Source organism: Clostridium neonatale (assembly GCF_900465025.1).
In the GTDB taxonomy this organism is placed as follows: Bacteria; Bacillota; Clostridia; order Clostridiales; family Clostridiaceae; genus Clostridium; species Clostridium neonatale.
On record NZ_UICR01000001.1, the window covers coordinates 1,968,804 to 1,989,560 of the forward strand.

Consider the following 20,757-nt stretch of genomic DNA (forward strand, 5'->3'; position numbering starts at 1 on the left):
TAATTAATTATAAATTTGAATTAATTGTGAATCATGAATTGAATTAAGGGGTGGATGTTTTGGAATTAAGTTTAGATGAAATTGTGAAAGCAATTGATGGGAAAATAGTAATAAACAAAGAAAATTTAATTTTTAATGAAGTCTGTACTGATACAAGAAAAATAGAAAAAGACAATTTATTTATTGCTTTAAAAGGTGCAAATTTTAATGGAAATGATTATGCAAATATGGCTATAGAAAAAGGTGCATCACTTGTAATAATTGATGAAATAAAATTTGATATTAATGAATTTGAAAATAAAGCGGTTGTAATTAAGGTAGCTGATACCAAAAAAGCCCTTGGAAATTTAGCTAAGTATTATAGAAAAAAATTAGGAATCAAGGTTGTTGGAATAACAGGATCAACTGGGAAAACATCTACCAAAGATTTGGTTGCAGCATTTCTTAGTGGGAAATATAGAGTTTTTAAAACACAAGGAAATTTTAATAATGATATAGGATTGCCACTTATGATATTAAAATTAGATAAAAATTATGATATAGCAGTTCTTGAAATGGGAATGAATAACTTTGGAGAAATAAGAACACTGGCTGATATTGCAAGACCAGATATTGCTGCAATAACTAATGTAGGTGTAGCTCATATAGAATATTTAAAGACTAGAGAAAATATACTTAAAGAGAAGATGAGTATATCACATTATTTTGGTGAAAAGAATGAGCTTATAATAAACTGTGAAAATGATATGTTAAGAACTGTAGATATAAACCAAGGCTTTGTATTGCAAAGAACTGGTTATAGTAAAGATTGTGATCTTTATGCAGAAAATTTGGAATTAAATAGTGAAAGTACAATTTTCGATGTAGTTACTAGAGAAAATAAGAGATATAGATTTGCTTTAAATATGGTTGGAGAGCACAATATACTAAATGCATTACTTGGAATACAGGTTTCACTAGATTTAGGTGTTACATTTGATGAAATGAAGAAAGGCCTAGAAAACTTTAAAGCTACGTCTATGAGATTAGAAATTATAAATAAAAAGAATTTTACAATAATAAATGACTCATATAATGCAAATCCAGATTCAATGAAAGCTGCACTTGATGTACTCTATAATTATTCAGGAAAAAGAAAAATAGCAGTACTTGGTGATATGGGAGAGCTTGGAGAGTATGCTAGTAAGGGACATACTGAAGTTGGAGAATATGCAACAACAAAAGCTGATGTATTACTTACAACTGGTGAATTTAAAAAATGTTACGAAGAAGGATTTAAGGGAACATGTATGATTTTCGCCAATAAAAAGGATATTATAAATAAATTAAAAGAATTTATTAAAGACGAAGATATAATTTTAGTTAAAGCATCAAGAAGTGCTAAATTTGAAGAAATAGTTAGTGAAATAGACGAAATATTTGAATAGACAGAGGAGGAAGAAAAATGGGGGAATCAATTAAAGGAGCTTTAAATTTGAATATATTAATACCTTTATTAATGGGACTTATATTTTCAATCATACTCGGACCTATTTTTATACCATTGTTGCATAAGCTGAAATTTGGGCAAAATATAAGAACTGATGGTCCTAAGAGTCATTTAAAGAAATCAGGAACACCAACAATGGGAGGAATAATATTTTTTCTTGCGACAGCACTTACTATTATTATAATGGGATACAAAGTCAATTCAAAAGAAATGATAATATTATATTCATTATTAGCATTTGGATTTATCGGATTCTTAGATGATATACTAAAGATAATTCATAAAGATAATTTAGGACTAAAAGCTATGCAAAAAATGATATTACTACTATTATTTTCAATTGCATTTGCGTGGTATGGATATAAATATGTAGGAACATCAATATTAGTTCCTTTTGCTAATTTTAGTATTGATTTAAAGATATTATATATACCATTTATAATAGTTTACTATGCTGCTGTAACAAATGCAGTAAATTTAACAGATGGTTTAGATGGGTTAGCTACATCTGTAACGATAATTGTATTAACATTTTTTGCTATAGTTGGATATAAAACGGGCAACGTATATATAACTACATTTTCATTAGCACTTATCGGTGCACTAATTGGGTTTTTAAAATTTAATGCTTTTCCAGCTAAGATATTTATGGGAGACACAGGTTCACTAGCACTCGGAGGAGCTATAGGGACTATGGCGTTGATGCTTAAAATGGAATTATTAGTGATAATAGTTGGTGGTATATATGTATTTGAAACATTATCAGTAATAATTCAAGTTACATCGTTCAAATTAACAGGAAAAAGGGTGTTTAAAATGGCACCAGTACATCATCATTTTGAGCAACTTGGATGGAGTGAAGTAAAAATAGTAACAGTTTTTTCAATTATCACTGCAATTCTATGTGTTATCGGGTTTATAGCAATTTAAAATTAAGTGGAGGATTTATGCATGAAAAAAAAGAAATCCAAAAATAAAATGGGAGAAATAGACTATGGTATATTTTATGCTGTGATATTACTTTTAGCAGTTGGTATTGTAATGGTATATTCAGCTAGTTCATATTATGCAATGTTTAAAAATAATGATAGTATGTTTTACTTAAAAAGACAGCTTATTTTTGCGCCTTTAGGTATAGGAACAATGTGTTTTATGATGTCATATGATTATCATAAAATTAAGAAATATACATTTGCTTTAATGATAGCTACTATTCCTTTATTATTAGCAGTATATTTATTTGCACCTATAAATGGTGCACAAAGATGGATACAACTAGGACCTTTTAGTTTCCAGCCATCAGAACTTACCAAGTATACAGTTGTTTTGTTTCTTGCTATGAGCCTTGAAGTTAAAGGTGAAGGAATTAAGGATTTTATAAAAGGAATCATACCATATTTAGGAATAGCAGGATTATATGCAGCATTAGTACTTGCACAAAAAAGTTTAAGTATAGCCTCAGTAATTATGATAGTTACATTTATTATGCTTTTTTCGGCAGGAGGAAGAATTAAACATCTTTTTGGGTATGTAGCTCCAACTATGGTAGCTGCCGCATTGTTCTTCACATTTTCAAGTGATTATAGAAGAGCAAGGATGCTTAATTTCATAAATCCATGGCAGGATCCAGCAGGGGATGGCTATCAGTTAATTCAATCATTTTATGCTTTAGGAGCTGGTGGACTTACTGGACTTGGCTTGGGTCAATCAAGGCAGAAAACATTGTATATGCCAGAACCGCATAATGATTTTATATTTTCTATAATAGGAGAAGAACTAGGACTTATAGGATGTGTGCTCATAATCGCATTATTTGTATTTTTTGTTTGGAGAGGAATAATGGTTGCAATGAAGGCAAAAGATGTATATGGAAGTCTACTTGCTGTAGGAATAACATCAGTAATTGCAGTTCAATCTCTTATAAACATCGCGGTTGTTACAGGATCAATGCCTGTTACAGGAGTGCCACTGCCGTTTATAAGTTATGGTGGAAGTGCACTTGTTATAAATATGGCTGCTATGGGAATACTTTTAAACATATCACGTCAGACAGAGGGCTAAAGTGAGTTTTAAAAATAAATAATAAAGATTTTTGAAATGCAGAGTAGATTATAAATGCAGTCTATTCTGCATTTATTATTGAAATTTTAATGAAAATATATAATTAAAGTGGTATGATATAATATATGAAAAATATAGAAACAGATTAAATAGAAATAGGGATGGGTATGATAAAGAAAAATAATAAATATATTAAAAAAAGACGAAATAAAATAATGATAATAAAATTATTATTTTTAATATCTTTTATAGTAATTGGTTTTAGTATATTTGCATGCAAGTCTGATTTTTTCACTATTAAGAAAGTTGCTATTTTAGGAAATCCAGCTATGAGTGGAGAAGATGTAAAAGAAAAAACCGAATATCTAATAGGCCAGAATATATTGTTTATAGATAAAGAACATATAAATTCTCAGGCTAAAAGCAATGCATATGTGGAAGCTGTAAAGATAAAAAAAATTTATCCTAGACAGGTTAATATAACATTATCAGAAAAGAAAGCTATATATTACGTGGAAATAGATGATAAAATATATGTGCTGAGTGATAAATTAGTAGTATTAGAAGACAGTGCAAATATAGAAAATAGAAGTTTAATTAAACTTAATGGAATCACCATTGATAATCCAGTGCTTGGACAAATTGGAATAAAAGATGAAAGAATCTTGAATATTTTAACTATATTTTCTAAGATAGCAGAAGTTAATCCAACGAATTTTAATATAGATTCTATTGATTTAGCGGATCTTATGAATATAAAAGTATATATCGGAGAAGTTGAAGGAAGACTAGGTAATGATGAGAATTTACCAGATAAAATGAATAAACTAATGCATATAATTGAAGATCCATCTATAGAACTAAAAAAAGGATATGTAGATGTTGGATTTGAAGGTTCTCCTATATATTATAGTGAATAAGAAGAAAAATGGATATTAAATTGCAATTTTTTTTATTACAATAATCTCATTACTAATGTTTATTAAAAATAATTACGATTTTGAAAGGTAAGATAGAATGAAGGTATCTAAATCACAAATATTTATAGGAATTGTTTGCTGTTTTTTAGGGTTTTTATTAACATATCAGTTTAAAATTTTATTATCTAAAAATAGTCAAACTAATGTAACAAGTTACGATTCAGCAGACATAATAGCAGAAATAGAAGCACTTAAAAAGGAAAAAGAAGAATTACTTACAACAAATACACAATTATCAGATGAGCTTAAACAAATGGAAGAATCTGCTGCAGAAGAAAGTGGATCGGCTACTGAAATTAAAAATCAATTAGATACTGCAAGAATGCACTTAGGTATAGTCGATGTGAAAGGGCCAGGTATTAGCTTGACAATAACACCAAAGACATCAATATTTTCATCTAATGCTGGTGGAAATAGTAGGGACTTAAGTGAATCAGAAATTGTTCATATTATTAATCTTCTTTGGTATTCTGGAGCAGAGGCAATATCAATAAATGATATAAGAATAACACCTCAGACTGGAATAAAAACTGCTGGAAATGGTATTGCAATAGGATCTACTGGAAGAGTATACCCAAGAGAAAAAATAGAAATAAAAGCAATTGGAGATAAAAATAGAATGGAAGTTGGAATAGGATTTCCGGGTTCTTTGGAATATGGTGCACTTTCTAACTACAATACAGAACTAAAACTTGAAGATGACCTTAATATAGGAAAAACAACAGTAGCATTAAAAAGCGAATTCATTAAATCTGTAAAGGAATAGGAGAGAATTAAATTGATAGCAGTAGTAGGACTATTTATAGGAATTATATTAGGTTTTGTATTTGATGTTAATATTCCAGAAGGATTTTCATCATATATGTCAATTGCTATACTTGCATGCTTAGACTCAGTATTTGGGGCAATTAGAGCAAATTTATCAAAAAATTTTCGAGCTGATATTTTCGTATCGGGTTTTTTTGGTAATGCACTTTTAGCAGCTTCACTTACATATTTGGGAGATAAACTTGGAATACCAATATATATTGCAGCTGTAATTGTATTTGGAGGAAGAATATTCGAAAATTTTGCAATTATAAGAAGGCTTATTATAGAAAATTGGAGAAGTAAAAAAGAACAACATAAAGCTCAAGTTGAGGTGAAAGAAGAGTGATAAAAAAAAATAGTTCATTCTTTGTTTTTATTGCAGCAATTATTGTTGGAATTTTGATATCTGTAAATTTTGATTTTGAAAGAATAAAATCTTCTTATACTCAAATCAGCTCAGCTGAATATCAAAAGGCAATTGAAGAAAGAAATAATTTATATAAAGATATTGGGAATATAAAAGAAGACAATATAGAAATGAAGCTAACAATAAATAGGTATATGCGAGAAGATGAACAAAATGAGAAAATACTAGAAGATATGAAGAATCAAATAGGGGATTATCAATTATTCACAGGAATGAGTGCTGTAGAAGGACCAGGAATAATATTAAAAATCAATGATGGTTATACAAACTATAATGAAGATATGGAGGAAGATATAAATAGCAAATTGTTGCATGACAGTGATATGGCATTAGTTTTAAATGAACTTAGGAATGCAGGAGCAGAAGCAATAAGTGTAAACAATCATAGAGTTATTCCATGGTCAGGAGTAATATGTAATTGGGCATTTATAGGCTTTGAAGATGGAAGTATGGAGTATGCACCTTTCAATATTTATGCAATTGGTGATCCTGAAAAATTAAAAGCAGCCCTAATGGAAGATGGAAGCCATATAAAACAACTTATGATTAGAAAGTTAAATATTGAAATTGAAACTAGAAACAAAATTACAATGCCTGCTACGAGTTCTAACGGTATAATACAATTTATGGAAAGAAATGAAAATATAAAAGAAAATTAAATTTTATTTATTAAATTTGAAGGAAAATTCATATCTGTAGAGAATATAAACATATTAAGGACAAAAGAAAGGAATAGCAGAAAAGGTGTTGACAAATGGGGATTAAAGAAAATATTGAAGAAATAAAATCTAAAATTCCATCAGAAGTACAATTGCTAGCTGTCTCAAAAACAAAACCAATAGAAGCGTTAGAAGAGGCTTATGCAGCTGGAATGCGAGAATTTGGTGAGAATAAAGTTCAAGAACTTCTAGCAAAAGAGGAAATTTTTCATAAAGATGTTAAATGGCATTTAATTGGACATTTACAAACAAATAAAGTTAAATACTTAGTGGATAAGGTGCATTTGATACATTCATTAGATAGTATTAAGCTATTAGAAGAAATAGAAAAAGTATATGAAAAAAATGAAAAAACAGCAAATACTTTAATTCAAATTAATATTGGAAGAGAAGAAAGTAAGAGTGGTATTTTAGAGGAAAACTTAAATGAACTTATTGAAGCAATAGAAGAATGTAATCATATTCTTGTTAAAGGAATTATGGTTATTATTCCAAAAGGAAATGAAGAAAGTAATAGGTATTATTTTAAGAAAACTAAAGGAATATTTGATGAATTAAAATGTAAGAAATTTAAAAATATTTCTATGGATATATTATCAATGGGTATGACAAATGATTATATGACTGCCATTGAAGAAGGTTCTACTCTTGTAAGAGTTGGAACAGGAATTTTTGGGGAAAGAAATTATAATGTTTAAGTGTAGGAGGAGAAAAAATGAGTAATGTATTATCAAAAGTTAAATCTATACTAGGATTCGAAGATTACGAGGATTATGATGACTTCGAAGATGAAGAATATGAAAATGAAGAAATGGAAGAAGAAAATTCTGCTGAGCCAGTTATAACAAATAAGAAGAATAATAAGGTGGTAAATATCCATACATCATCAGCAGTAAAGGTAACAATAACTAAGCCATCTGATTATGAGGAAGCAATGGAAATATGTGATGCATTAAAAAATAGGAGAATAGTTTTAGTTAATACTACCATACTTGAATTTAAAATAGCACAAAGATTATTAGATTTTATAAGTGGATCTTGTTATGCTTTAGGAGGAGAAGTTCAACAAATAGAAAAAGGAGTTTATCTTCTTTCACCTTCTAATGTTGAAGTAACAAATGAATTAAAAAATGAATTAAGTACAAAAGCATTATTTAATTGGTCTAAATAGGAGGTATAATGGCAAGCATAATAATTAGATTAATGAATACAGTATTTGGTATAATTGAGCTTGCTATATTAATAGAATGTATAGCATCTTGGATACCACAACTTAGATATAATAAATTTATGGATATAGTTTATGCAATAACTAATCCTATTTTAACTCCTTTTAGGGCATTACAAGATAGATTTTTTCCAGACTCACCAATAGATTTTTCACCAATCATAGCATTATTTGTAATTGACTTTGTTTTAAGACAGGTAATTAATAGAATTTTATATATGTTATTATGGTAAAAGAACTTATAAATAGAAGCTTTGGTGAAGAGAAAGAAGAAGTTATAAATTTATATGAAAAATACTTACTTGCTAAAGAAAAAGATATAGTAGTTTTTGGAAAAGAGTTTTATACACCTAATGTTTGGAAGTGGTTTGAAAAAAATCTTCAAAGTAAAAGTGTAAAAATAGAAAGTTATGGAGTTTTTGAAGAAGCTGAAAGAAGGATGATTTCTTTCAATAATTTATACAATACAAGTTTCCCAATTAATTTAATTAAGATAACTAATAAATCAAAATTCTCAGAATTAACTCATAAAGATTATTTAGGCGGAATATTAGGTTTAGGTATTGAAAGAAATAAAATAGGTGATTTGTTTGTAGAAGATAATAGCTGTTATGTTGCTGTACATGAAGAAATTCAAGATTTTATATTATATAATATAGACAAAATAGGAAAAGTAACATGTAAAGTTGAACTAATAGAAGATATGTCGTTTCTTCCACATGTAAATTTTACAGAAGAAATCATTATGGTTTCTTCTTTAAGAATTGATGGGATAGTTTCAAAACTATGTAATATATCTAGAGCTAAAGCGCAAATTTTAATAGATCAAGGCCAAATTTTAATAGATTATGCTAAGATAAGAGATAAGAGTTATGAATTAAAAGGTGAAGAAAGAATAACAATAAGAAAACACGGAAAATTCATAGTTGGAAATATTATTGGTACAAGTAAAAGTGGAAAATTAAAGGTAGTTATAAAAAAATATACATAGTAGAGGTGATAACATGAAACTGACACCAATGGATATAAATAATAAGGAATTTAAGAGAGGTCTAAGAGGATATAATGCAGAAGAAGTTGATGAATTCTTAGATGAAGTAGTTGAAAATTATGAAGAAATGTATAAAGAAAATTCTAATTTAAAAGAAAAATTAGCAAATTTAAATGAAAAGATAGAGTATTATTCAAAAATTGAAACTACTATTCAAAACACTTTATTATTAGCACAAAATGCAGCAGAACAAGCAAAGAGCTCGGCTAAAAAGGAAGCAGAGCTTATGGTGAAAAATGCAAATGAAACAGCACAAAAGATTTTAGATAAGGCACATAATGATGTTATTCAAATAAATGATGAATATGAAAAGGTAAAACAAGAATTTATTAAATTTAGAGCTAAATATAGAAACTTTATGAATACACAAATGGAAACTTTTGATGCTTTAGAAAAGGACTTTATTAAAAATTATAATCTTGGTGAAAGTGGTGAAGAATCACCTAAAGATATAATAGAAGAAAACGAATCTCAATATTCAAGTGATACTTTTGAAGAAGTTGCAGCTGATGTGATTAAAGATGAAGCTTTAGAAGAAGGAAATGCTAAAAAGCTTGAAAATACAATGTCTTTAGAAGAAATTAATCAGGAATTGAATGAAATAAAGAGTTTCTTTGCAGATAATAAAAATGAGTAATTGTATTAATGTGTTTTTCAGAATAAATACATTCCATGTTTATAAGGATTAAAATTTATAAGAGGGGTATAACCCTCTTTTTTTGATTATTATTTCTTATGTACGCTTACGAATAAAATAAGGTAGATTGTAAATTATATAGTATTATATTATAATGGTTAAGAATATATGTAGGATGAGGATGCATTATGGAAAAAACTTTATTTAAAGTAGATGAAAAAAGTGAAGGAACAAGAATAGATAAATATTTAAGTGATATGCTTGAAGAAAAATCTAGATCATTTATTCAAGAATTGATTAAAAAAGAAAAAGTAGTAGTTAATAATAAAATACCTAAAAGTAATTATAAAGTAAAAGCTTTTGATAATATAGAATTAGAAGTACCAGAGCCAGAAATACTTAAAGTTGACGCAGAAGATATACCTTTAAATATTTTATATGAAGATAATGATGTTATTGTTGTAAATAAGGAACAAGGGATGGTGGTTCATCCAGCGCCGGGAAACTATAATGGAACTTTAGTTAATGCATTATTATTTCATTGTAAAGATTTGTCTGGAATAAATGGTATAATAAGGCCTGGAATCGTTCATAGAATTGATAAAGATACTTCAGGAATACTAGTTGTAGCAAAAAATGATGAGGCACATAATAAACTTTCAGAGCAATTAAAGAATCACTCAATGAAAAGAGAATATTATGCATTAATTGAAGGCAGATTAAAAAATGATAGTGGTACTATAAATAAGCCTATTGGACGTAATAAAAAAGATAGATTAAAAATGGGAATAGTTGAAGATGGAAAACTTGCAGTAACTCACTATGAAGTATTAGAAAGATATAACGGATATACTTTAATTAAATGTATATTAGAGACAGGAAGAACTCACCAAATCAGAGTACATATGTCATCAATAGGATTCCCGTTAGTAGGTGATCCGCTATATGGATTTAAAAGACAGAAATTTAAGTTAGATGGACAGATGCTTCATGCAAAGACTCTTGGTTTTATTCATCCAGAGACTAATGAGTATATGGAATTTAATAGTGAATTACCTAAATACTTTATAAATATAATTGATAAATTAAGAAATGAATAGAACAATTAGTGGAGGAAAAGTAATGAAATTAAAAGCTACTTTATTAGATGAAAAAGCTATTAATAGAACTCTTATAAGAATATCCCATGAAATAATTGAAAGAAATAAAGGAATAGATGATGTTGTATTACTTGGAATAAAAACAAGAGGATATCCTATAGCTAAAAGATTGTCAGAATATATAAAGAGTATAGAAGGCAAAGAAGTTCCAGTAGGTCATGTTGATATAACATTATATAGGGATGACTTAACTGAACATGGGGATATTCCCAAAGTGAAAAATTCAGAACTTGGAGTAGAAATAAAAAATAAAAAAGTAATTATAGTTGATGATGTTCTATATACTTGCAGAACTGCAAGAGCAGCAATTGATGCAATAATGGATGTTGATAGACCAAAGGTTATACAGCTTGCAGTTCTTATTGATAGAGGACATAAGGAACTTCCTATAAGAGCAGATTATGTTGGAAAGAATATTCCTACTTCAAAAAGTGAACTTATAGCAGTTAAACTAAAAGAAACTGATGCTGATGAATCAGTGAACATTTATATGAACGACTAGCCCAATATAATCATAAGGAGAAATAAGAATGATATATGATTTAATTGCAACAAGTACTTTTGGAATAGAAAGCATAACAGCAAAAGAATTAAGAGCACTTGGATATGAAGATTTAAAAATAGAGAATGGAAAAGTAACATTTGAGGGGGATGAAATGGACATTGCTATTGCCAATGTACATTTAAGAACAGCAGAAAGAGTACTAATAAAAATGGCTGAATTTGAAGCAAGATCTTTTGAAGAATTATTTCAAGGAACTAAGAGTGTTGATTGGAGTGAAATAATACCTAAAGATGGAGTAATGCATGTTGTAGGAAAAAGTATAAAATCTACTTTGCATAGTGTGCCTGATTGTCAATCAATAGTTAAAAAAGCTATTATAAAAAGCATGAGTGAAAGTTATGGAATTGAAAATTTTAGTGAAGATGGGCCAGTATATAAAATAGAAGTTGCTATTTTAAAGGATGTTGTTACATTAACAATAGATACTAGTGGAGTTGGACTACATAAAAGAGGGTATAGGGAACAGGCAGGACTCGCACCACTTAAAGAAACATTAGCTGCATCAATGCTTTTACTTTCAAGATACAATCATGATTTTGAACTTGTAGATCCATTTTGTGGTTCAGGAACTATTTTAATTGAAGCAGCTCTTATTGCATTAAATATTGCGCCAGGAGTAAATAGAGAATTTGTATGTGAAACATGGCCAACTATGCCGTCTAATACTTTTGATATGGTTAGAGAAGGTGCAAGAAATGCAGAAAAGCATAAAGATATAAAGCTTATTGGTTATGACATAGATTATAGAACTTTAAAAGTTGCTATGGAAAATGCCAAAAAAGCTGGAGTAGATAAGTATATACAATTTCAAAAAAGAGACTTTATGGAATTTTCAACTTCTAAAAAATATGGATTTGTAGTATCTAATCCACCGTATGGCGAAAGAATAGGAGAGAAGGAATCTTTAGACAGACTGTATAAACATATGGGATATATAAAAGAAAAATTGGATGGATGGGATTTTAATATTTTAACATCATTTGAACCTTTTGAGAAAATATTTGGACGAAAATCTACTAAAAATAGAAAATTATATAATGGGAAAATAAAATGCTATTATTATCAATATTTTGATAATGAAAAAATAAAAAATCATGGAGATGCACTTATTAATATATTACTTAAGTAAATTAATTTAAAGAAATTTTATGAAAACATATTTACACATTATATTTTTTATGGTAATATTTGAATGTAAGAATATTTTATATTAGCGAAGATGCTAACAGCAAAGCTGTGGCATCTTTTTTTGTTTTTAAAATAATAGTACAAGTAAATACAAGGTTTAGTTCATAATGTTTAAAAATTATATTTTACTATATTTATATAAAGGAGAGTGAAAGTATGTCAGAAGTATATCAAAAGATAGCAGAAAAAATACCAAATATGAGTAAGGCTCAAGAAAAAATAGCGAAATATATATTGTCTAACCCAAATACAACACCTTTTTTAACAGTGGAAAAGCTAGCAAAGCTGTCTGGAGTAAGTATTGCAACAATAACTAGATTTGTCACATTTTTAGGATATAAAGGATATCCGGAATTTTTAAAGGATACTCAAGAATCTATGCAAGCACAAGTGACAAACTCTGAAAGAATAAAACTTAATGCTGAAGTTAAAGAAGAATGTGAAAAAAATATATATGAAGTTTTTGAAAGTGATTTAAATAATATAAAGTCAACTATGGAAGATATGAATTTATATGAAATTAAAAGAGCAGTTAATGAAATTATGAATTCAAAGAGAATTTATATAGTAGCAAGAAGAAATGTTTATTCTCTAGGAATACTTCTAAAGTACTATCTTGATTTTGTATTTAATAATGTATATATAATTGAGAATACAGAAGATATACCTAAATATGTTGATAAATATGATCTTGTCATAGGAATAAATTTTGAAAATTATTCAAGAAGTACTGTTGAAGTGTTTTCATACTTAAAAAGTAAGGGATCAAGAACTATAGCTATTACTGATAATATGCTGTCACCCATAGTACCATATGCAGATGTAAGCTTAACTGCAATAAGTAAAGGTGTGACTTCATTAGATTCTTTTGCTGCACCAATTAGTTTAATAAATGCTTTAGTAGTATCAATTAAAGAACAAAAGAAGGAATGCTTTATCAATAACGTAGAGCTTTTAGAAGAAACATATAAAAAATTTGATATATTTATTTAAAAATTAATGGATATAGTATAAGTTTATAAATATAAATTTTACCATATCCATTAATTGTATTATATTAAATTTTAATTATTAAACAGCGTATTAAAGTCATTTGGATTTATTACTATAGTATTATTTTTATGATAAATTACCATTCCGGGTTTTGAACCATTAGGTTTCTTTAATTCTTTTACTTTTGTATAATCTACAGATAACTTATTATTATTTTTTCCTTTACTATAAAATCCAGCTATTATTGCAGCTTCTTCGAGAGTCTTATCGGGAACATCAAAAGCGCAGACTATAACATGAGAGCCTGGGATATCTTTTGCATGTAACCAAAGAAAATTTTTGTTAGCAAACTTTAGACTTAAGTAATCATTTTGAATATTGTTTTTTCCAACATAAATATCGATGTTATCACTTGAAGTAAAGTGATGAGGTTTTGATATTTTTGCTTTTTTTTGCTTATCTTTTTTCTTATAACGTATATATCCTGTTTCTATTAACTCGTTCTTAATTTCATCAATTTCATCATAGCTTTCAACATTTAGAATATTAGTAAGAACTGAATTTAAATATTCAACTTCATTATTGTTTTTTTCCAGTTCCAATATAGCATGTTCTTCAGAGGCTTTTAATTTGTTGTATTTCTTATAATAACGTTGAATATTTTCTGATGGAGTTTTAGTTTTATCTAAAGAAATTTTAATATATTCTTCTTCATTCTCATTGTAAAAATTTAACAAAGCACATTCGTTGTCACCTTTTTTTATGCTGTATATATAAGAAGTAAGCAAATCACCTTTTATTTTGTAATCATCCTTTTTTTCACATTCTTTAAGCGTTTCTTTTAATATATTAGATTTTTTATTACATCTATCGATGTTTGTATTAATTAATCTTTGAAGATCAGTTGATTTATTTTGTAACCTATCTTGTTTATCCTTCTTACTATAAAAAGTATCCATTAATATATTAGGATCATCATAATTAGTTGTTTTATAATTGGCATATGAATATGACAAATGAGTACAATAATAATCTTTTAAATAGCCTTCATTATCAGAGAAGATTGTAAATGATGGATTTTCAGAAATATTATTCGTGAAATTCTTAAGATTTTCATAAATTTCATTTCTAGTAGGTGAACTATGCTCTTTTGTAATGCTATAATATAATTCATTAGATAACAATTTGCTTATACCAGTAAAACAATTAAAATAAAAATCTTTATCTAATGCAATTGAATTATTTGTTATGAAAGAATTTAAATTTTCATATGTACATGAAAACGGATCTAATTTGTTAGAAATAGGTGGATAAACATATTCTACTCCAGGATATAAAACTCTATAACTGTTTATATTAGGGGTAATATGCTTAATAGATTCCATAATTTTATTATCTCTATCTCTAACTAAGGTAATATTAGAATGTCTGCCCATAATTTCGATGATTAATGAGTAGGTACTATCAAAGCCTAATTCATCCCTGTTTTCAATTTTCATTATTAAAATTCTATCATTATCTTTTTGGATTAAATCAATAATCCTTCCGCCTAAAATGTACTTTCTTAAAACCATAAGATACATAGGTGCAACTATTGGATTTTGCTTAACATTATTAGTTAAGTGAATTCTAGCAAATTTAGGTGATGAAGAAATTAAAAGTTTTATATTTTTACGATCTTTTCTAATGGTTAAAATAATTTCATCCTTCTCAGGCTGATTAATTTTATCTATTTTTGAATCTATTATTGAATTTTTTAAATTGTTAACTAAACTATATAAGTATATACCATCTAATGCCATTATATGTCATCCTTTCTTAATACGTTAAGAATAGTATAACATTAAGAAGAATGCATTATCAATTGTTCTGTTTCAATAGTTTATATATTTAATGTATAATTTGATTTTAATTAATTTTTTAGCAAATAAATTTTGAAAATAATGTGGTTAATAATTGTAAATAGTAGTATTATTAATCATGGACTTATTATATTAAATGTTTATGTAAGTGTTTCTAGGGGGGGATTAAAGATGAAGTTTTATAAAATGCAAGGGGCAGGAAATGATTTTATATTTGTAGAAGATTTTAATTTTGAAATAAAAGATGAATGTAATTTAGCAAAACAGCTTTGTAATAGACATTTTGGAATAGGAGCGGATGGACTAGTTATAGTTAGAAAATCAGATGTTTCTGAAGCTAAAATGATAATAATAAATAGTGACGGCTCAAGAGCAAATATGTGTGGCAATGCAATAAGATGCTTTGGAAAGTATGTTTATGAAAAAAACATAGTAGATAAAACAAAATTTTCAGTTGAAACTGGAGATGGAGTAAAGGAAATAGAAATTATATTAGAAGATAATAAAACAAAATATGTAAGAGTTTATATGGGCGAAGGGTCTTATAATGGTGCAGATATTCCATTAAATAATTTAGAAAACTTAATAGATAAAGAAGTTGAAGTGGATGGTAAAGTATATAAGATGACAACTGTACTTGTTGGAGTACCTCATACAATAATATTTGAAGAAAATGAAAATTATGATGTAGAAGTAGATGGTTCTAAAATTGAAAAATATAAGTTATTTAAAGAAGGTACAAATGTTAATTTTGTGAAAGTTATAGATGATACTCATATTAGAGTAAACACATGGGAGAGAGGTGCTGGAGCAACCTTAGCCTGTGGAACAGGATGCTCTGCATCTGTACTTGTTTCTAAAAAATTAGGTTTAGTAGATAAGAATAAAGAAGTTTTTGTTAAAGCGCCAGGTGGAGAGCTTATAATAGAGGTCTTAGATGAAGGGCTATTCATGAAAGGACCTGCTGAATTTGTTTTTTCTGGAGAGACATCAAAATAGAATAATATAATATGGATTTATAATGCATAGAAAAATATTGAGAAGGGGAAAATAATGAGATATACAAAAAAAAGGATATTTATATGTGTGTTTATTTTCATTGTATTTCCTCTGCTCGTTTTAGGATGCCAAGAAGAGAAGATAAGTTCTAATAATGCAGCAGAGGTAATACAGCTAGGAAAAGGGGCAGTACTTAAAAGTGAAGAAGGTCAATATAATATTTATAATTATAGAGATTATAAATATTATAAAGTAGATACACAAAGTACAATATTAGCTTATGATAAAAGTAGCAATAGTTACATATGCATAGAGCATGGTAAGCACTTTATAGTATATAACCATAATAAATACATAATAAAAGATGAAAAATATGAAGGACTTAAGCTTTCTCCTCATGGAAAATATATTTCATATTTTGTAGATGACAATGGATTAAAATTAAAAGTATTTAAAAACGATGAGAAAAATAGTGAAATAGACATCAATTCAGATGTATCAATATCAGGTACTTTGTATGATTGGTATGATGATAATACAATTGTTTATTATGGTGTTAAAAGCGATAAAACAAATGGATTATTTACTTATAATCTTATTACAAACAAAGAAGAATTAATTTATGCATTAGAAGAAGGATATTTAGCTTATTTAAAAGGAACAGGTGATAATTTATTATTTTTGCAGATAAATTTAGAAAATGATAAAGAATTGGTGGCAATTGATAAAAAAAACAAGAATTGCAATATTTTAAGTAATGAGATAGAAGAATTAAATGATGTAATAAGTCTTAATGGAAATTTTTATTTTACAGGAAAAATGAAAGATGATTCAAAATCTCTTTATAAAATAGAAGATAATGATATAAAAAGATTAGTTTTTGACTTTCCAGCTGTGATAAATGCAGAAAAGGGATTAAAAGCTGATAGTGAAGGTAATATATTATTCGTAGGTAAGAATGATATATACAGTGAATATGAAAAAATATATTCATATAATAAGGATAAATCTGTTTCGGTAGTGTCAGATGAAGCGATTGATTACGTATTTATTGATTATAGAGAATAATGAAAAGCCATTGAAATTAGGTTGTTAGTTTTAATGGCTTTTTATTTTTGGCAAATTTACATTTCGGGACAATCTGTGGACGAGGTGCCCCTGATGGTATAACTTAAATTAAGCTATTATGCAAATTAAAATAAAAACCTAGAGAATAAAAAATAAATCATATGCACCTAGCCTTTCGCAGGCTTGCTCGAAAAATCCAGAATGCGCTAAAAAATCCACGGCTATAGATTGCTTTTTATTAAGAGAAAGTTATTTATTATTGAGATAATATTAAAAGTTCGTAATTACACAGTCGCCTTGATGATTTTTTATTCTTTAGGAAATTATATTCACGGACAATCTGTGGATAAGTTATTTAAAAAATATTGCAATAGACTAATGCATAGTTCCTAAATAATAAAAAATAAATTATATGCGCCTGGCCTTTTCTTCGGCAAGCTCAGAAAATCCAGAGTGCGCTGAAAAAAATCGACGGCTTAAAGGATTACGTTTTATAAAAGCTATTGTATTCTATTGGATTTGCATTTTTATAGAAGACTATATCATAGTCGCCTTGGCGATTTTTTTATTTTTATTAAATTGATGAATAAAAAGGAATTTTATGGACATTAATTAGGTAATTAAGAATCTGAGAGGTGTGTGAATATTAATAATTTCATTGAAAAAGTAGATTTTACAACAGCTAAAAAAATTACAAAGGAAATATGCACGAAATATAAATTAATTCCAATAAATGAAGAAGTAAATAAGATAAAGGCCATAACTTATGAAGATGAAAAAGATTCTTTAGATAACTGTGTGAAATTTTATTATGATAAAGAGATAGAGATAATTGTTGTAAGTAAAGATGAATTTAATATTTGGGAAAGCATAATTTATGGGTGTGATAACAATAAATTAGATGAACTTCTCATATATAAGGCAATTGATAAAAATGCCAGTGATATTCATTTTGAGCCATGTGACAATTATGTGAATATTAGATATAGAATAAATGGAATATTGAGTTTAGCATATAGAATGGAGTTAGAAAAGTATGCTTCATTAGTTTCAAAGATAAAGTTAGAAGCAAACATGGATATCACCGAAAAAAGAAGACCCCAGGATGGGAAGATAATAAAAAGATATAATAATAAAAAATATGATTTCAGAATATCATCAATACCAGTAATTAATGGAGAAAAAATTGTTATAAGAATACTGTATTGCAGCAGTTTCAACTACAAACTAGAAGAATTAAATTTTCCAAGTAATCAAGTAGATCTTATAAAGAAGATTATTGCACTTGAAAATGGATTATTTTTAGTTAATGGGCCAACTGGCTCAGGAAAATCTACAACTTTGTATACTATTTTAAAGGAAATAAGTAATGAAAATATAAATATCACAACCCTAGAAGATCCAATTGAAGTGACGCTTAAAAATGTTAATCAAATGAATTTAAATAAAAAGCTTGGAATAGATTTTTCAAGTGGACTAAGAAACATACTTCGTCAAGATCCAGATGTAATTATGATTGGTGAAATAAGAGATAAAGAGACTGCTGATATGTGTATTAGAGCATCTATAACTGGACATAAAGTATATAGCACACTTCATTGTAAGTCACCAAGAGAAGTTTATTTGAGATTAATAAATATGGGGGTTGATTCAAATCTTTTAGTTGAAGCCCTTGGTGGAATAATATCTCAAAAACTTATAAAAATTTTATGTGATGATTGCAAAGAAATAGATAATGTAAACAAGTATAAGAATTTTATGTTATTTAAAAAACGTGGCTGTAAAAATTGTAATTATACTGGATATATAACAAGAAAATTAATTAGTTCTGTTTATTATTTAAAGAATTCAAATAAAAAGAATATAGAAGAAATTTATGCAGATAAAAATTATTTATGTAATACACATATGAAATCTCAAATGGAAGAGCTCATAGCTAAAGGTAAGATACCATATGCTGATTATTTTAACTTTCTAGAAGGAGAGGACTTAAATGAATTGTAGTGTTAATGTTATGAAACAATTAAAAAATGCTTCTTCTATGATATTTAGAAATAAGGTAAATGAGGAATTATTAATAATAATATGTGATAATCTTGCTGAAATCTATAAGGATGGAATAAATATAGATTATGGAATTGAAATTATCTCTGATGCTATTTTTGACAAATCATATAAGGAGAGCTTAAATGTAGTATTAAAGTATATAAAAGAAGGCAGAACTTTAAGTGAAAGTTTTAATGAAGTAGATGAATTATATCCTCCATTTTTTATTGGAATGCTTGCTGTTGGTGAAAGTAGTGGTAGTCTATATAAAATACTTATAGCTCTTAAAATATTTTATGAAAAATCAGTTTTTATAAAAAAGGAAATAAAGAAAGCATTATCATATCCAAAACTTGTATTAATAAGTTTTTTCATCTTTATTATGATATTTTTCGTATTTGTAATTCCTAATTTTTATAATATATATGAATCTATTGGAATTTCTCCGTCTCAAAATTATTTAACTATGCATAAAATCAGTATGGTTATTTGTGATAATAGCATAAAGTTTTATTTATATTTTGCAATATATGTTGTTATTATTCCAATAATATTCATAAAGTATTTAGTAAATAAAATAAAAATAGATAAATTTCTAAAAGTTAGTATAATAAAAAAATATTTTGAGTATAGAATGCTATTGATTTTATATATAATAACAAATTCTAAGATGAATATATCATATGGCTTGACTATTTGTGAAAATTCATGTGAATCAGATTATATAAAAAATAAATTGAGGCAGATGAATAAAAGTATAATAAATGGAAGTACATTATATGATGCATCAATAAGAATAAATATATTTTCTAAATATACTTTAGCTATTATTAAGATTAGGGAAGAGTCTGGAGGCCTTGAAGAGGCATTAAAAGATTTATGCAATAAACTTCAAGAAAATATAATGAAAAATATTAATAAATGCTTATCTCTTATTCAGCCTGTAATAATAGCAATTTTAAGTGTAATAATAACAATATTTTTAGTGCTAGTTGTATTACCTATTTTTGAAGGAGTTCAAAGTATACTGCCATGATAAGAAAAACAGGGTTTACTTTAATCGAAACAATTGCAAGTATAAGCATATTATTAATATTTATGAGTATCTCAATATCTATGTATAAATTAAAGGCTTCATTGGAAAGTGATATCAATGTAACCGACTATATATATGAAATTCAAAATTTGATTACATATGGTAAAAGCGTTTGTAAAGAAAAAGAAAACTATGGAAAAATTATTGTTAGTACAAAAGATAATAATATTAGATTTGTTGAGAATTGGGATAATATCGAAAAAAGTGTTAATTTACCATATGATTTAAAAGTAATATCACAATTTACAGTTTATATAACACCACAAGGTAAATTAGAAAAAGGTAATACAATTAGTTTGTTTGATAAAGATAAAAAACGATATGACATTACTATAGGGGTTGGAGTTGACATAATAACTATTAAAGGGGAATCATAAA

General features: G+C 27.1%; 22 protein-coding genes. 21 read left to right on the forward strand and 1 reads right to left on the reverse strand.

Annotation, left to right across the window (positions count from 1 at the left end):
• Nucleotides 1-59 precede the first annotated feature (59 nt).
• The 16 genes from CNEONATNEC86_RS09105 to CNEONATNEC86_RS09180 all read left to right on the forward strand — a co-directional run bounded on the left by CNEONATNEC86_RS09105 (nucleotide 60) and on the right by CNEONATNEC86_RS09180 (nucleotide 13,308).
• Nucleotides 60-1,427 carry a UDP-N-acetylmuramoyl-tripeptide--D-alanyl-D-alanine ligase gene (locus tag CNEONATNEC86_RS09105; protein ID WP_058294922.1) on the forward strand — a complete coding sequence of 456 codons (1,368 nt, stop codon included), beginning with the start codon at nucleotides 60-62 and terminating at the stop codon, nucleotides 1,425-1,427.
• Between the two features lie 17 nt (nucleotides 1,428-1,444).
• Nucleotides 1,445-2,419: a phospho-N-acetylmuramoyl-pentapeptide-transferase gene (mraY, locus tag CNEONATNEC86_RS09110; RefSeq protein ID WP_058294923.1), complete on the forward strand. Its 975-nt coding sequence runs from the start codon at nucleotides 1,445-1,447 to the stop codon at nucleotides 2,417-2,419.
• Nucleotides 2,420-2,440: 21 nt separating this feature from the next.
• Complete coding sequence (gene spoVE, locus CNEONATNEC86_RS09115; RefSeq protein WP_159116114.1) at nucleotides 2,441-3,550, forward strand: stage V sporulation protein E; 1,110 nt, start codon at nucleotides 2,441-2,443, stop codon at nucleotides 3,548-3,550.
• Between the two features lie 167 nt (nucleotides 3,551-3,717).
• On the forward strand, nucleotides 3,718-4,470 hold the full coding sequence (locus CNEONATNEC86_RS09120) for a cell division protein FtsQ/DivIB (protein WP_058294925.1): 753 nt from the start codon (nucleotides 3,718-3,720) through the stop codon (nucleotides 4,468-4,470).
• 97 nt (nucleotides 4,471-4,567) lie between these two features.
• Nucleotides 4,568-5,296 (forward strand): DUF881 domain-containing protein, encoded by a 729-nt coding sequence (locus tag CNEONATNEC86_RS09125; protein WP_058294926.1) that lies wholly within the window; start codon nucleotides 4,568-4,570, stop codon nucleotides 5,294-5,296.
• 12 nt (nucleotides 5,297-5,308) lie between these two features.
• Entirely contained in the window at nucleotides 5,309-5,686 is a 378-nt protein-coding gene (locus CNEONATNEC86_RS09130) for a small basic family protein (protein WP_058294927.1), read from the forward strand.
• Nucleotides 5,683-6,426 (forward strand): DUF881 domain-containing protein, encoded by a 744-nt coding sequence (locus CNEONATNEC86_RS09135; protein ID WP_097919318.1) that lies wholly within the window; start codon nucleotides 5,683-5,685, stop codon nucleotides 6,424-6,426. Before CNEONATNEC86_RS09130 ends, CNEONATNEC86_RS09135 begins: the two co-directional genes overlap by 4 nt.
• Nucleotides 6,427-6,521: 95 nt before the next feature.
• On the forward strand, nucleotides 6,522-7,184 hold the full coding sequence (locus CNEONATNEC86_RS09140) for a YggS family pyridoxal phosphate-dependent enzyme (RefSeq protein WP_159135853.1): 663 nt from the start codon (nucleotides 6,522-6,524) through the stop codon (nucleotides 7,182-7,184).
• A 17-nt stretch (nucleotides 7,185-7,201) separates the two neighbouring features.
• A complete protein-coding gene (locus CNEONATNEC86_RS09145) occupies nucleotides 7,202-7,657 on the forward strand; it encodes a cell division protein SepF (RefSeq protein WP_058294929.1) in 456 nt (151 codons plus the stop codon).
• A gap of 8 nt (nucleotides 7,658-7,665) precedes the next feature.
• Nucleotides 7,666-7,947 carry a YggT family protein gene (locus tag CNEONATNEC86_RS09150; protein ID WP_200847551.1) on the forward strand — a complete coding sequence of 94 codons (282 nt, stop codon included), beginning with the start codon at nucleotides 7,666-7,668 and terminating at the stop codon, nucleotides 7,945-7,947.
• The gene (locus CNEONATNEC86_RS09155) at nucleotides 7,941-8,705 is read left to right on the forward strand and encodes a YlmH family RNA-binding protein (RefSeq protein WP_159135854.1); all 765 of its coding nucleotides are present in this window, start codon (nucleotides 7,941-7,943) and stop codon (nucleotides 8,703-8,705) included. Before CNEONATNEC86_RS09150 ends, CNEONATNEC86_RS09155 begins: the two co-directional genes overlap by 7 nt.
• Before the next feature lie 13 nt (nucleotides 8,706-8,718).
• Nucleotides 8,719-9,402: a DivIVA domain-containing protein gene (locus CNEONATNEC86_RS09160; RefSeq protein WP_125148397.1), complete on the forward strand. Its 684-nt coding sequence runs from the start codon at nucleotides 8,719-8,721 to the stop codon at nucleotides 9,400-9,402.
• Nucleotides 9,403-9,590: 188 nt separating this feature from the next.
• A complete protein-coding gene (locus CNEONATNEC86_RS09165; protein ID WP_058294933.1) occupies nucleotides 9,591-10,502 on the forward strand; it encodes an RluA family pseudouridine synthase in 912 nt (303 codons plus the stop codon).
• Nucleotides 10,503-10,524: 22 nt separating this feature from the next.
• Nucleotides 10,525-11,064 carry a bifunctional pyr operon transcriptional regulator/uracil phosphoribosyltransferase PyrR gene (gene pyrR / locus CNEONATNEC86_RS09170; RefSeq protein ID WP_058294934.1) on the forward strand — a complete coding sequence of 180 codons (540 nt, stop codon included), beginning with the start codon at nucleotides 10,525-10,527 and terminating at the stop codon, nucleotides 11,062-11,064.
• Between the two features lie 28 nt (nucleotides 11,065-11,092).
• The gene (locus tag CNEONATNEC86_RS09175) at nucleotides 11,093-12,256 is read left to right on the forward strand and encodes a THUMP domain-containing class I SAM-dependent RNA methyltransferase (RefSeq protein WP_125148395.1); all 1,164 of its coding nucleotides are present in this window, start codon (nucleotides 11,093-11,095) and stop codon (nucleotides 12,254-12,256) included.
• Nucleotides 12,257-12,471: 215 nt separating this feature from the next.
• On the forward strand, nucleotides 12,472-13,308 hold the full coding sequence (locus CNEONATNEC86_RS09180) for a MurR/RpiR family transcriptional regulator (RefSeq protein ID WP_159135855.1): 837 nt from the start codon (nucleotides 12,472-12,474) through the stop codon (nucleotides 13,306-13,308).
• 71 nt (nucleotides 13,309-13,379) lie between these two features.
• On the opposite strand, the gene CNEONATNEC86_RS09185 is transcribed toward CNEONATNEC86_RS09180, so the two are convergent.
• On the reverse strand, nucleotides 13,380-15,110 hold the full coding sequence (locus tag CNEONATNEC86_RS09185) for an Rqc2 family fibronectin-binding protein (protein ID WP_159135856.1): 1,731 nt from the start codon (nucleotides 15,108-15,110) through the stop codon (nucleotides 13,380-13,382).
• 231 nt (nucleotides 15,111-15,341) lie between these two features.
• Here CNEONATNEC86_RS09185 and dapF point away from each other — a divergent pair, with 231 nt between their 5' ends.
• The 5 genes from dapF to CNEONATNEC86_RS09210 all read left to right on the forward strand — a co-directional run bounded on the left by dapF (nucleotide 15,342) and on the right by CNEONATNEC86_RS09210 (nucleotide 20,756).
• Nucleotides 15,342-16,169 carry a diaminopimelate epimerase gene (gene dapF, locus CNEONATNEC86_RS09190; protein WP_058294938.1) on the forward strand — a complete coding sequence of 276 codons (828 nt, stop codon included), beginning with the start codon at nucleotides 15,342-15,344 and terminating at the stop codon, nucleotides 16,167-16,169.
• 54 nt (nucleotides 16,170-16,223) lie between these two features.
• The gene (locus CNEONATNEC86_RS09195) at nucleotides 16,224-17,237 is read left to right on the forward strand and encodes a hypothetical protein (protein ID WP_083498766.1); all 1,014 of its coding nucleotides are present in this window, start codon (nucleotides 16,224-16,226) and stop codon (nucleotides 17,235-17,237) included.
• A 639-nt stretch (nucleotides 17,238-17,876) separates the two neighbouring features.
• Nucleotides 17,877-19,241, forward strand: coding sequence for a GspE/PulE family protein (locus CNEONATNEC86_RS09200; protein ID WP_307993577.1), 1,365 nt, complete (start codon nucleotides 17,877-17,879; stop codon nucleotides 19,239-19,241).
• On the forward strand, nucleotides 19,231-20,319 hold the full coding sequence (locus tag CNEONATNEC86_RS09205; RefSeq protein ID WP_159135857.1) for a type II secretion system F family protein: 1,089 nt from the start codon (nucleotides 19,231-19,233) through the stop codon (nucleotides 20,317-20,319). Before CNEONATNEC86_RS09200 ends, CNEONATNEC86_RS09205 begins: the two co-directional genes overlap by 11 nt.
• Entirely contained in the window at nucleotides 20,316-20,756 is a 441-nt protein-coding gene (locus CNEONATNEC86_RS09210; RefSeq protein WP_159135858.1) for a prepilin-type N-terminal cleavage/methylation domain-containing protein, read from the forward strand. The genes CNEONATNEC86_RS09205 and CNEONATNEC86_RS09210 overlap by 4 nt, the downstream gene beginning before the upstream one ends.
• The last annotated feature ends 1 nt before the right edge of the window (nucleotide 20,757 follow it).